This window comes from Acuticoccus sp. MNP-M23, from assembly GCF_031195445.1.
Classification (GTDB): Bacteria; Pseudomonadota; Alphaproteobacteria; order Rhizobiales; family Amorphaceae; genus Acuticoccus.
Genome location: NZ_CP133480.1, coordinates 1,940,957 through 1,953,462, shown reverse-complemented (window position 1 = coordinate 1,953,462; position 12,506 = coordinate 1,940,957). Strand labels below are relative to the sequence as shown.

Genomic DNA, 12,506 nt, shown 5'->3' with positions numbered 1-12,506 from the left:
CGGTGGCTCAACAGACGGACCATCCTCTTCGCGCCACTGCAAGACAAAACAGGGTCCGGTCTTGCCCTCCTCGACCTTCCAGCTGATCCGGACGCATCCACTATCGTTCGACAGAGCCCCGTATTTGCTGGCGTTGGTCGCCAGCTCGTGAAACGCCATCCCGAGCCTTTCCGCCGCGGTGGGTATCGCGGCGATGGACTGTCCATGAAGATGGATGCGAGATGCGACGATCGAGGAGGTCCTCGAAATGAGCCAGCTGAGCGCGGATCAGGTTAGAAAGATCGGCGGACTTCCACTCTGACTTCACCAGCACGTCCTGGTTCGTGGCGAGCGCGCGGACACGTTCGCTGAACCGCTCCATGAAGTTCTCCGGGCTTCGCGATGCGGTTTGCCTAGGCTCAGGACCCATTAACACGATCCGTTAAGACGGATCTGATTCCACGATCTCCGAAGGGAGATCGCCATGAGCAACGCGCATTTCTGGCTGAGCGAGGCGCAGTTTGAGAGCCTTGCGCCACTTCTGCCGACCGACACGCGGGGTAAGCCGAGAGTCGATGATCGCCGGGTCATCAGCGGCATCATCCATGTCCTGAAGTCGGGTTGCCGCTGGAAGGATGCGCCCGAGGCGTGCGGTCCCCACAAGACGCTCTACAACCGGTTCGTTCGCTGGGCGGCGAAGGGTGTGTGGGTCGACGTCTTCCACGCTCTCGCGGTAGCTGGCGGACCACCCACGGCGATCCTGATCGACTCGTCCGCGGTGAAAGCGCATCGGTGCGCGGCCGGCGGCAAAGGGGGGAGCGTTTCTCGGAACCTCACGATGGCTTCGGACGCGAACGGCTCTCTCCAGATCAGCCGCACAACCTCGGCGAAATCTCGGCCGATCAGCGGGGATATATTCCCGAAAAATGCCTTCGCACCCCGGCTGACCTGCACCAGCCGGAAATCGGCGTCGACGGTGTAGGGGCCGAAGAGGGATTCCTCGATTATGTAACGAAGGGAGTGGTTTGCCGTGCGCAGCCGCTCCTCGACGCCCCTGCGGTCGGTGATGTCGATCCGGGTGCCGGTGACGCGCGACACGGCCCGTCCGGGGATCGATCGGCGCCAATGCCTCACCACGGTCCAGCACCCAGGCATGGTGCCGTCGGGCCTCACGATCCGGCACTCGAGCTCGTAGGCACCAACGCGGCGCTGGATCGCCGCCATCTCGGACTGGACCCGCTCGCGATCATCAGGATGCACCGTCTCGAGGACCTGCTCCAGATCCACCGGTCCATCGCCTGACGTTCCGAGGATAGCGTGCGTTTGCTGCGACCAGAGAGCCTCCTGGCGCGCAACGTCCAACTGGTGCACGCCAAATCCGGCCGCTTCGCTGGTCTGGCGCAACCAGGTGTCACTCTCGCGCAGGTGCATCTCGGCGACCTTGCGGCCGGCGACGTCGTAGTTCACACCGACCATCCGGTTGGCCTGGCCGGCCTTCTCCTTCACCACACGGCCATGACCGACAAAGTACCGCACGCCGCCGTCTTCGGTGAGCACACGGAACTCAGCCTCGAAAACCGATCTCTCGGCAATTGCGGTCTCGAAGGCTTGTCGCAGTCCGGCGACGTCTTCGGGATGGACCCTTTCGAAGAACAGATCCGGCGATGCCGGCGTCGATGGATCGATCCCCAGCAGGCCGTACAAACCTCGGGTCCAGTCGCTGCGACCGACCGTGAGGTAGATGTCCCATGTGCCTATCCCCGCGACCTCATGCGCCAGGGCGAGCCGCTCCTCGCTGTCCCGCAGTGCAAGTTCCGCCAGCTTGCGGTCGGTGATGTCGATTGCCGCGAGGACGCCGCGCTCGGGTCGACGCTCACCGTCGCAAGTATGAAAATAGAGGCGCTTCTGGACCTGCAGCCATCGCACTGTGCCGTCCGGTCGACGGATGCGATGCTCGCAAACCAGTCGGCCGCCCGTCTCCGGATCCTGCGCGGACTCGATCTGTGAGGCCAGGGCCGCAAGGTCCGCTGGGTGGACCGTGTCATGGACATGGCTGCGCGGCAGCGTCATCTCCCCCTCGCCCAGCCCATAGAGCCGCGCCGCGAAGCCGCTCAGCCTGACCAGTCCGGCGCGGTAGTCGATGTCGGCCAGAACCAGACCGTATGTGTCCAGCGCCGCGTCGACCCGAGCGTGCTGCGGCAAGGCGCGGATCGCGCCGGCTTCCTCCACTTCCAACGCGCTCGACTCTTCGTCCATCGAGCCGCGGGCAAGGTGCGGGAAATCGGTGACATCCATGTTCAGCCCGTGGATCTCGATCACCTTGCCGGCTGCATCCCGTTCAATCTTCGCCCTATCGATGACGTATCGGACGTTGCCGTCCGGCCGGACAATGCGGAAGCTGTGGCTGTAGCTGTCGGCCCCACCGGCGAGAAATGCTTCGGTCTCACCCTCGATCCGCAACCTGTCGTCACGATGCAGGCACGCCATGAACTCGGCTTCCGACGTCGGCGCGGACTTGCGCCCGTAGATCTGGACGAGGCCGGGCGACTACTCCAGGCTTCCATCCTCAGGCCGCCAGACATACCTGCCAAGGCCGGGATAGTCGTCGTCGTGCAGCTGTCTGGAAAGCGTTGTCCGGGATGGCATCAGACCCCCGCTGCCAGCGATCTGAATAAAATTTCCGCTTTTTCCCCGACTCCTGAGCGACTGAGTCCACCCTTTGGCGTTTGGGGGATGTTCCGCTTCGGCAGGCGTCATCACGCTGACAGGGATCGCGGTAGAGACATGCGCGGCGATGGGGGCGAGGCCGCCGAAGGCGCTGAACCCATTCCGGTTACGCTCAGGATAAACGGCACCGAGCACGGCCTGATGCGCGATGCGCGCACCACCGCGTGGTGGCCCTCGCCGGCTGATGGTAAGCATCAGTCCGCCCGCCACGCGCGCTTGGGCACGTGATACGGAGAACGCCAGCGCATGATACGAGACGATTACTTCGCGGATGTGCCTGCGTCGCATCACGCCGATGTTGCGCAAACGCATTGGCATGCGCGCGCCGCACACTCCGGCTGCGAGCTGATTGCATGCGTTCCGGCGCGAGACGAAGAGGATCGCATCGGGGATGCGCTGGCATCGCTCGCTCGAACGCTCAAGCCAAGCGATGGCATTGTGGTGGTGGTGAACGGATCGAGTGATGCCACGTGCGCGATCGCGGCTGCGCACCTTGCCGCCATCGCGCAACCTTCCTGCCTTGCCGAAGTGACGTTCGCCGAGGGCCGGGGGAGCGCGCCCCTTGCGCGCCGGATCGCGCTCGACGCGGCGCATAAAGAGGCACCCGCCGCCGCGCTCTTTTCGTTCGACAGCGACTCCCGCTGCGCGCCTGACCTCCGGTGCGCCTACGCCGTGGAACTCGCGCGGGGCTACGATCTCGTCTGCGGCACGATCGGGTTCGATCCCGAGGAGGCTGCGATGCTGCCGCCAGCCGACGCCGATGCCGAGACCCTGGTGCGCGAGGCGCGTCACCTGACCCGCGAAATTGCCGCCCGGATCGACCCGGACCCCTTCAACCCATGGCCCCACCACGGCAACATCGGCGGCGCGAACTTCGTCATCACCGGCGCGGCTTATCGCACGGTGGGCGGACTGCCGCTGCCGCCCTCGGGCGAGGATCGGGCGCTTTTGCGTCTGGTGCACGGGCACGGACTGGCGGTGCGCTACAGCGACGGCCCGCATGTCGTGACATCGTGCCGGATCGAGGGGCGCGCACACGGCGGCCTTTCCGACGACCTTCGCTTCTCGCGGTTGTGCGCCGATCCGGTGGTGGACGAGATGCTGGAGCCGGCCGAGACGCTGGTACTGCGCCACTGTGCACGCCGCGCCTTCCTCGCCGCCCGCGATCAGGCGGCGCGGGCCGAGATCCTGAAGGGGCTCGGCCTCGGCGCCGAAGAGATCCACGCTGCGCTGGGACAGCCGCTGCCCGGACTGATGTGGCTTGCCGCGGAAGACACGAGCCCGGCGCTGCGTCGCACGCGGCTGCGGCGGAGCGACCTTCGCGCCGTCCTGCCGGGGCTGAAGGCGCTCAAAACGGAGCTGGACGCAGAAGAAGCCGGTCGACACGGTAGCCTGGCCGGCGCTCCGTCATCGTGAGCTCCCATTTCTCCCCGACCATCGCGATGAAGAGATCCGCTGCCATCTCGCCGGAGAGCGGCGCGCTGGTATCGCCGAGCCAGTTCACCAGTACGGCGGTAGCGCCCTTGATTGCCGACTGCTCCATCCGGCGGATCAGCGCGGCAATACCGTTCTCGTCGAGGAAGTAGAGAACTTCGGACAGGACGAAGAGGTCGAACGTTCCCTCCGGGAACTGATCCGGCAGATGGGCGAGCGCGAAGGAAAGGTTGCTTTGGCCGGCGTGCCATGCGGCGGCGCGGTCGATGATGCCGGGGTCGACGTCGACCCCGAGCGCCCTGTCGCAGCGCTCGGCAAGCATTGCAGTAAAGTGGCCTTCTCCGCAGCCCATTTCCAGAAGCGAATTGTACCAGGCATCGCCGAGGCTCCCCGCGACGTGGGCGCGCTTGTCCCGCTCATAGGGCGCGGAGCGGACGTGCCAGGGGTCGCCGTCATCACCGTAGAGTTTGCGAAAATGCGCAGGGCCCGGAAGCGGGGCGCGCTTGCGGCTCCAGAACACCGGCTCATGCGGCGCGCTGTGGTGGGACAGGAACCAGTCCGGCAGCGTGAAACCGGACGGGTCGTCCGTCACCACTCCGCCGAGCTGCGTTGCGTGGCAGGCGAGTGCGGCGGATTTCTGCGCGGGGGTCTCAAGCCGGAACGGGATGAACGCGGCGCGCTCCGCGGTGGCATCGGCTTCGGGCTCGGTGCGGACGGACCAGATCGGGAAGGCGAGAAGCCGAAGGCCGGGTAGCATTTGCTCGACCTGTGCCGCGAGCGCCCAGGCGGCGTCATGGTCGGGGTGGTTATCGCGCGGGGGCGTGGTGGCGAGCGCGGTGGCGCCGATGCGTGTGCACAGCGCTGCCACACTTTCGGCGGCGCCGCCAAAGTCGGCGTGGTGCATTGATGCGCCGTCCGGCAGGCGAAGGCGCAGTATTTCCGTGCCGGGGGCGAGCACGTCCATCGCCGCCGCCTGCTCACGTTCCCGCAATGCGGCGAGGCGCGCAGGCGGGTGGGTCCTGGATCCCCTGTGCGACCCGTCACCGTCAGTCAGCGCAACAAGCGCGACCTTGCGGCCAGCCGCATGCGCGCCGGCAATGAGGCCCGACGCGCCGAGGGTCTCATCGTCCGGGTGGGGCGATAGAACGACAAGGCCGCCGTTGCCGATCAGCCGCTCCGGCCGGGCGACCGGCGCCTGTGCGATCATCGCGCGCCAGTCGGCATAGGTGAGGCTCATGCGGGTTTCTCCGGCTGGCTGATGGCGCCCGGCCTCATCCAAGGGGCGGCGGACGAGGCGCATTGTTCAACGAACTCAGCGCGGGCAGGTTCAACGCAGATTGATCCACCGGGTGCGGCACGAGCGACCATCTGCTAGCGGTCATCATGGCGCCTCGCCGCCGCAACCCGGAGACCCGTTCGTGCGCTGCGCCCTTCTCACTGTCGATTTCCCGCCGATGCCCTCCGGCCTCGGCCGCGCGGCGTTCGAAGTCGCCAAGTCTCTCCAGCAGGCGGGCTGCGACGTTACCGTGTTCGACGGTTCGGCGCTCTTCGGCGTCCAGACCCCGTGGGACGGCCTTGCCGTGGTGGGGTGCGCGCCGCCGCCCGACGGCATTGCGGCGTTCGTGCGGCGGCGCGCCGCGCTCGGCCACCTCGTCGCGCCGTATTATTTCCGCAAGGCGTTTCTGGCTGCGGACCGCGCGTGCCCGTTCGACGTTGTCGAGGCCACCAACTGGTATGCGCCGGCGGCGCTCCTTGGCCACCATTCCCCGCCGCTGGTGGTGCGCAACAGCACGCCTGCCATCGACGCCCTTCCCGCAACGAAGGGCGCGCGCGACCTTCTCGACCTTCGCGCAGCGCACTGGCTCGAAGCGCGCACCACCCGCAACGCCGCGGCAACCATCTCCAACACGCAAGGGCACCGCTTGCGCATCGAACGGGACTATCGCCTTGATGAGTGCGCCGACCATGCGGTCATCAGCCTTGCGCTCGATCCGGCGACGCTCGCCGCTGGCCGCAGCGCGCCTCCACCGCCCCTCGGCGCACCGCGGCTCCTGTTCGTCGGCCGGGCGGAACGGCGCAAGGGCTTTGCCGAAGCGCTGGGTGCGTTCGCCAAGGTGGCAGAGCAACGCGCGAGCCGCGGCGAGGTAGTCCCGGCACTCGACCTCGTCGGCGTCGACCCGGCGGCGGTCGGCGACAACGCACTCGCCCGCCATATCACCGTCTACCCGAAGATCGACGATCACCGCCTCCATGCGCTTTACGCTGGCGCGACGCTGGTCCTCGCCCCGTCGCGGTACGAGTCCTTCGGCCTCGTCTACCGCGAGGCGGCGGCATTCGGCCGGCCGCTGGTCGCCTGCGCGGAAGACCCTGCCGCTTGCGAGTTCGTTGCCGCGTCAGAATGCGGTGTGCTCGCCGCGGAATGCACGCGGGACGCCATTGCGGCCGTGATCGAGGACCTGCTTGCCGCGCCGGCGTCGTGCGAAAGGCTCCGCCGCAACGGGCTCGCGACCGCAGCAACCTTGTCGCGCGACACGCTCGGCCGTGAGACGCTGGCGGTGTACCGCCGCGCCATCGACCGTCACGCCCGCGCTTGAGCGGTGCCCGGCAAGGAGTGCCAGACGAGGCGGTCACCGCTGTGCCGCTCGACGAATTCCCGCTCGCGGTCGAAGGGGTGGCCCTCCCAGCCGTCGAACCCGAAACCGTAGAGCGCCAGCGTCGCATCCGCGGGCAGTGCGCCGAAGGCTGCGTAGATGGCGAGGAACCCTGTGCTCGGCGTCCTGCTGCCAGGTTTCAGGGGAAGTAGCCCAAGCGCTTCGCATGCGGCGCGATAGCGCGAGGCCGGCAGGACGCGGACCGCCTTGCCGGCAGCGCGGAAACGCGCGCACGCCTCTGGCGCGAAATTACGCGAATCCTCCCCCTCCGGCTCGTTGGAGGGTGGAAATAGGGCGCCGGTCTCGGGCGCGATGGGGAGCGTGATGCACCGCGTGGCGGCAACCACGGGGCGCGCAAGAAAGACCGCGTCGGCGAGCCATTCGCGCATCTGCCCGCCACTGTTGATGAGGTAAAGCTCATCGACCGCCGTGCCGGTCTCGCCACCGAAGCCGCGGGCGTTGTTGAACCGCACCACCTTGTCCGCCCCATCGACGGCGGCGGCGATGTCCCCGGTGCCGGGGGCATTGCCCACAAGGGCGATCTCCCGCCTAGCCACGGAACGGCGTGAGAAGCGCATCGTCGTCGCCCCTCCTGTCAGGATGCTGGCCGAGAGCGTCATACTGCGTGCGCCGCTCGGTGAGCCGCCCCGGTTGAATGTGGTGGTCGATGGCGCCGGTGAGCGCGATGGTGGTCTGCGGCCAGTGGCGGCACGCGTCCGGCCGCTCGTGGACCCGGCCCTCGAAGCGCACGTCGCGCCGCATCAGGCGGTACTGAACGTCCGGGAAAAGATCGCTGAATGCGCCGCCGACCATGTTGCGGCGGGGAAAGCCGACGGCCCGCAGTCCCGCCTCCTCCGCGCAGGCCGCGATATGGGGCAGGCATAGGGCGAGCTCGGGGCTGATCGTCTCGTCCGTGTCGAGGTGGAACACCCATGGCACGGACGCAGCGGCATTGCCCGCGTTGCGCTGTGCGGCGAAGTCGCCAGCGAGCGGGCGCTCGACGCGGCAGAGATTTTCGCGTGCGTCTATTGCGCCGTGGGTTTGCTCGACGACGAGCACGGTCTGCGCGAAATGGTCCGCATTGCGCGTCAGGAACGCGGCGCAAGCGGCGTCTTGCACGGGCGCAAGGACGACGAGAGCAACCGGCACCATGGGCGCCTCGGCGATGGGCCGCAGCGTGCCGCGCGGGTCCGCCTCGTCGTGGCCCGCTATGACGGGACCGTCCGCAGGCGCGAACCACAGGCCGCTGGCGGTGGCAGCGATCCGCGCCGTGTAGGCGTCCACGAACCAGCCGGCAGCGCCGAGCGGCGGCAGTTTTGCGCGGCCGGGCTTCAAACGCGCGGCAAGTTCGTGGCTCGCGCGTTCCGCCGCGGTCTCGCGGTCGCCGCGGAGCCAGGCGCCGCACCAGTCGCACACATGCCAGCCATCAGGGCGCGCGTCCACCGCCCGCGCGCCGCAACAGTAGCACCGCGTCCTGAAGGGGTGCCCGGCACAATGCGCGCGGATCACGGCGGCCCCTTGCGGTCGGCTGCGGCAATCATCCGCGCATAGATCGCCTCGTAGCCCGACGCCATCGTCTCGTCGGTAAAGCGGCGCAGGAACTGCGCGCGGACTGCGCGGCGGTCGAGCAGGCGGGCGCGGCGGACGGCCTCTGCCGCCTCCTCCACGGTGTCGACGACAAAACCCGTGACGCCTTCGTCCACGACCTCCACCGTGCTGCCGCGGCGGAACGCGACAACAGGCGTGCCGCAGGCCATCGCCTCGATCATGACAAGGCCAAACGGCTCCGGCCAGTCGATCGGGAAGAGAAGCACGGCGGCCTCGCCGAGAAATTCCTGCTTGTCCGGCTGCGCGACGGGGCCGACATAACGCGCTTCCGCGCCGAGCAGCGGGCGGACCTCGTTGTCGAAGTAGGTGGGGTTGCCGACGTCGATCGTCCCGCCGAGGCAGATCGGCATGCCCGCCGCCCGCGCGATCGCGATGGCAAGGTCGGGCCGCTTCTGGTCGGTCAGGCGGCCGAGAAAGACGCAGTCGCCCCGTGCGGCGCCACCCGGCGCGAACCGCTCCGCCGGAATGCCGTGGTGGACGACGCCGCTGCAGTTGCGGGCCGGAATGTCGCGCGACTGCGCCTTCGATATGGCGACCACGCGAAGCTTCTCGAAGTGGCGGAAATAATGCTGCCGGTCCGCTTCGTCCGCGCGCCAGTGGATGGTGCTGACAAGCTTGCCCGCGACCCCGCGCAGGACCGCGGCGTGGTAGAGTTCGGTGTGGCAGTGGATGATGTCGAACGCATCCGCCATCGCCGCCACGCGGTCGAGCATGACGCATTCCATCGCGGACGGCATCGACGGCGGTGCCCCGGCGATGGTCGAGACGGCCGGCCCCTGCTCCACGAGCGTTACTGCCGTCGTCGAACCGCTGGCCGCGAACAGCGTCACCTCGTGGCCGCGCCGCGCGAGGGCGTGGCACAGGTCATCGATTACCCGCTCAGTCCCGCCATGGTCACGCGGAGGAACGGGGAAGTGCAGCGGGCTGACGTGGGCAATGCGCATGGGTCCGCTCAGTAACGCGGCGCTGTCACGCTGAACAGCCGCCAAGGGGTACGCTGCCGCCGCGCCAGCCGGACATGGGCGCGCACGAAGTAGGAAAGTTTGTTCACGAGGTAACTTTCGAGCCTGCGGCAATATGGGGCCTGCCAAACAGGCAGGATACGGGAACGGTTCACCGTTTTTGCAGGTTCACCAAGAACAGCGTAGCGGGCCGACTTCTGCTTCGCAATTCGCGCCAGCGCGACATTATGGGACAAGTTTCTTCAATCTGGTGCGGCTGCAACTGGTGCGCACGGGTCTATCGGTGACGTCATGTTCATCTTGCATATTGCGCTCCAGGGCTGCGTCACAGGCAAGGGCGTTCCCTATGGGCTGACGCCGGACACCGGCGGCCACATCAAGTATGTCCTTGAGCTGGTGGCAGCGGCAGACCGCAAACCCAGCATCACGCGGCAGGAGATCGTCGTGCGGCGCTTCTGCGATGCCGAGCTCGGCACGACCTACGGCGAACCGCACGAGCGGCTGTCGGCCAAGAGCGAGATTGTCCGCCTGGCCGGGGCGCACGGGCGCTACCTTTCCAAGGAGGACATGCACGAAGAGCTGCCGGCGCTTGCCGAAGCGCTCGCCCGCCACATTGCGGAGCTGCCGATCCGGCCGGACATCATTCATGCCCATTATGCCGATGCGGGCGTGCTCGCCGCCGAGATGAAACGCCGGTTCGGCATTCCGTTCATTTTCACCGCGCATTCGCTGGGGCGCGTAAAAGCCCTTTGCCAAGGCACAGCGGACCGCACCGTCGTTGCGCGGCGCGTTGCTGCCGAGGAACGCGTGATTGCCGCGGCCGACAGGATTGTAGCGAGTTCGATAGACGAGGCCGAGTTCCAGTACGGCCTCTACCGGGCAAACGCGCCGCACAAGGTTCTGGTCAACCGGCCAGGCTGCAACCTTGCGGGTTTCGGCGGCGAGGCGGCAGGGAGTGTGGCCACCAACCTCGCGCGCTTTCTGACCGAACCGGACCGTCCCGTCCTTCTGGCGCTCGCCCGTCCGGTTCACAAGAAGAACCTTGCCGGCCTCCTCAGAGCCTACGCGTCGTGCCAGGCGCTTCGCGACAAGGTGAACGTCGTCATCTACACCGGAAACCGAGGTCCGGGCGCCGACAGGGACGCTGAAACCACCGCTGTCATGGCCGAGCTCAACGCGATCATCGCGCAAAACGATCTTGCAGGCTCGGTCGCACTGCCGGACCGGCACGGGCCGGACGAAGTCCCGGAGATCTTCCGCTACGCCGCCGACCGGCGCGGCCTGTTCGTCAACGTTGCGCTGAACGAACCGTTCGGGCTCACCTTCCTCGAAGCCGCTGCATCCGGGCTCCCGGTGGTCGCCACCAACAATGGCGGCCCCAACGACATTCTCGCCCGCTGCAAGAACGGCCTGCTGGTCGATCCCCGTGACACCGGCGCCATCGCCGCCGCGATGCTGGCCCTCATCGTCGACGACGCCGCCTGGCGGACGGCACGCGCAAACGGCCTTGCAAACTGCCACGAATATTCCTGGGATCGCCATTCCGAGGTCTACACGGCCGACGTCGAACAGATTTTAGCGCCACGGCAACTCAACGCGTTGGCACGCACACGGACGGACCGGCTCGTCGTCCACGCCATCGACGACATGCCCCCGGCCGCGGAGCCGCCGCGTGTTCTGCCCCATGCTCGAAGAAGTGCGCTCGCTTACGTGTCAGGCCGCAATCTGCACAGCGTCCTGCAGCACGAGGCGGACCTTGGACTGCCCCCTGCGCGCGCCTACGTCACGGCGGCGGGCGCGGAGATCTATTACCGCGACGAGCCGTCGGGCATGCTGAGGAGTGACGAAACGTGGGCCTTCCGCGCAGCGCTCGACTGGAGGCCCCGCGAGATCGCACGCGCCCTTGCGACCTTGCCGTTTCTCAAGCTGCAAGGGGCACGCGAACAGCGCCCGCTGAAGCTGAGCTACGTTCTCGCCGACCGCAGAAAGCTCGGCGCCGTCGAGCAACTGCTCGCAGAAGCGGATTGCGAGGTGACCATCGCGCTCCACAGCGGCGGGTATCTCGATGTTTTGCCAGCTGCCGTCTCCGTCGATGCTGCACTTGCCCATGTCGCCTCCACTCTCGGGATCGCGTCGTTCCAGCTTCCGGCGGCAGCGCTCCGATCCGACGACTTGCCCGTGCCGGGTGCGGACCTTGAGGGTACCGCGCCGCCGGTGGCGCCCGGAGCGATGCTGGCCGGCGTGGCACTCGCCGCGTCGCATCGTTCAAAATCGAGCTGATCCTTGACCGTCAGCGTGTGCACGATCGCAAGGGGCCGTGAGCGGCACCTCTGCAATCTAATCAACGGCCTTGCCGCGCAGAGCCTTGCGCCCGCCGAACTCATCATCGGGGCAATGCAGGAAGAGCCCTTTGGTAACCTCCCCGAGACCCCGTTTCCGATCCGGCAGGTGCCGGTGCCTGGCGAGCGCATCCCGCTTGCCGCCGCCCGAAACGTGATTGCAGCCTGCGCCCGCGGCGTAGTCTTGGTCTTCCTCGACGTTGACTGCGTTCCGGGCCGCGACCTCGTCCGTACCTACGCCGATGCGCTGGCAGCCGTTGGCAGCGCCTGCGTGATGGGTGACACGCATTATCTTGCCGAGCGCGACGACATCGCTGCGGAAGGGTTTGATGCGCTGTGGCCGGCCCTTGCCCATCCGGCGCGCGGGTTCGGCCCGGTCCGGCGGCGGATCGCCAACCCGATGGAATTCTGGAGCCTGTCGTTTGCACTGCCACGCGAGACGTTCGCGCAGCTCGGTGGGTTCGACCCGCGTTTCGAAGGCTATGGCGGCGAGGATACCGATTTTGCGATGACACTCGATGCAGCCGGCATTCCGCTCGTTTGGGCACCGGCCGCCGCGGCGCTCCACCAATGGCATGCGGTCCACATTCCGCCGCTCCACCAGCTTGACGACATCGTGCGCAACGCCAACCTCTTTCACCAGAAGCATGGCCGTTTGTGCATGGACTACTGGCTCAACCAGTTCGATGCAGCAGGCTTCATAAGCGGAATGCCGGATGGCCCGATCAGCATCAGGCGCCGCCCCTTGCCGGACGACCTTGCATGCTCGCTCCAGGACGGATCGGTCCGCTTCAGTTAAAGCGCCC

Annotated in this window: 9 protein-coding genes and 2 pseudogenes; 5 read left to right on the top strand and 6 right to left on the bottom strand. The window is 67.4% G+C overall.

What is annotated here, in order from left to right; all coding sequences use genetic code 11:
* Positions 1–100: 100 nt before the first annotated feature.
* Positions 101–409, bottom strand: a complete 309-nt coding sequence (locus RDV64_RS09230; RefSeq protein ID WP_309198969.1) for an HWE histidine kinase domain-containing protein — start codon at positions 407–409, stop codon at positions 101–103.
* 54 nt (positions 410–463) lie between these two features.
* On the opposite strand from RDV64_RS09230, the pseudogene RDV64_RS09225 reads away from it, so the two are divergent.
* A pseudogene (locus RDV64_RS09225) lies at positions 464–806 on the top strand (IS5 family transposase); the annotation flags it as partial.
* Positions 807–1,143: 337 nt separating this feature from the next.
* Here the strand turns inward: RDV64_RS09225 and RDV64_RS09220 are convergent.
* Positions 1,144–2,511 (bottom strand): annotated as a pseudogene (locus tag RDV64_RS09220) (PAS domain-containing protein); the annotation flags it as partial.
* A gap of 441 nt (positions 2,512–2,952) precedes the next feature.
* Between RDV64_RS09220 and RDV64_RS09215 the strand changes: the two are divergent.
* A complete protein-coding gene (locus tag RDV64_RS09215) occupies positions 2,953–4,122 on the top strand; it encodes a glycosyltransferase family A protein (RefSeq protein WP_309198968.1) in 1,170 nt (389 codons plus the stop codon).
* Here the strand turns inward: RDV64_RS09215 and RDV64_RS09210 are convergent.
* Positions 4,055–5,377, bottom strand: a complete 1,323-nt coding sequence (locus tag RDV64_RS09210) for a bifunctional PIG-L family deacetylase/class I SAM-dependent methyltransferase (RefSeq protein ID WP_309198967.1) — start codon at positions 5,375–5,377, stop codon at positions 4,055–4,057. The two genes, RDV64_RS09215 and RDV64_RS09210, sit on opposite strands and share 68 nt — an antisense overlap.
* A 181-nt stretch (positions 5,378–5,558) precedes the next feature.
* Between RDV64_RS09210 and RDV64_RS09205 the strand changes: the two genes are divergently transcribed.
* On the top strand, positions 5,559–6,734 hold the full coding sequence (locus RDV64_RS09205; RefSeq protein WP_309198966.1) for a glycosyltransferase family 4 protein: 1,176 nt from the start codon (positions 5,559–5,561) through the stop codon (positions 6,732–6,734).
* Here the strand turns inward: RDV64_RS09205 and RDV64_RS09200 are convergent.
* The 3 genes from RDV64_RS09200 to RDV64_RS09190 all read right to left on the bottom strand — a co-directional run bounded on the left by RDV64_RS09200 (position 6,719) and on the right by RDV64_RS09190 (position 9,343).
* Positions 6,719–7,324 (bottom strand): hypothetical protein, encoded by a 606-nt coding sequence (locus RDV64_RS09200; protein ID WP_309198965.1) that lies wholly within the window; start codon positions 7,322–7,324, stop codon positions 6,719–6,721. The genes RDV64_RS09205 and RDV64_RS09200 overlap by 16 nt on opposite strands.
* Before the next feature lie 16 nt (positions 7,325–7,340).
* Positions 7,341–8,234 carry a hypothetical protein gene (locus tag RDV64_RS09195; protein ID WP_309198964.1) on the bottom strand — a complete coding sequence of 298 codons (894 nt, stop codon included), beginning with the start codon at positions 8,232–8,234 and terminating at the stop codon, positions 7,341–7,343.
* 62 nt (positions 8,235–8,296) lie between these two features.
* On the bottom strand, positions 8,297–9,343 hold the full coding sequence (locus RDV64_RS09190) for a glycosyltransferase family 4 protein (RefSeq protein ID WP_309198963.1): 1,047 nt from the start codon (positions 9,341–9,343) through the stop codon (positions 8,297–8,299).
* Positions 9,344–9,652: 309 nt separating this feature from the next.
* Here RDV64_RS09190 and RDV64_RS09185 point away from each other — a divergent pair, with 309 nt between their 5' ends.
* Both RDV64_RS09185 and RDV64_RS09180 read left to right on the top strand, forming a co-directional pair.
* Entirely contained in the window at positions 9,653–11,641 is a 1,989-nt protein-coding gene (locus RDV64_RS09185; RefSeq protein WP_309198962.1) for an HAD family hydrolase, read from the top strand.
* Positions 11,642–11,644: 3 nt separating this feature from the next.
* Positions 11,645–12,499 carry a galactosyltransferase-related protein gene (locus RDV64_RS09180; protein ID WP_309198961.1) on the top strand — a complete coding sequence of 285 codons (855 nt, stop codon included), beginning with the start codon at positions 11,645–11,647 and terminating at the stop codon, positions 12,497–12,499.
* The last annotated feature ends 7 nt before the right edge of the window (positions 12,500–12,506 follow it).

Excerpts from the sequence above, each read along its gene's own strand:
- RDV64_RS09230 (WP_309198969.1), bottom strand. The coding sequence starts at position 409 with ATGGGTCCTGAGCCTAGGCAAACCGCATCGCGAAGCCCGGAGAACTTC.
- RDV64_RS09215 (WP_309198968.1), top strand. The coding sequence starts at position 2,953 with ATGATACGAGACGATTACTTCGCGGATGTGCCTGCGTCGCATCACGCC.
- RDV64_RS09210 (WP_309198967.1), bottom strand. The coding sequence starts at position 5,377 with ATGAGCCTCACCTATGCCGACTGGCGCGCGATGATCGCACAGGCGCCG.
- RDV64_RS09190 (WP_309198963.1), bottom strand. The coding sequence starts at position 9,343 with ATGCGCATTGCCCACGTCAGCCCGCTGCACTTCCCCGTTCCTCCGCGT.
- RDV64_RS09185 (WP_309198962.1), top strand. The coding sequence starts at position 9,653 with ATGTTCATCTTGCATATTGCGCTCCAGGGCTGCGTCACAGGCAAGGGC.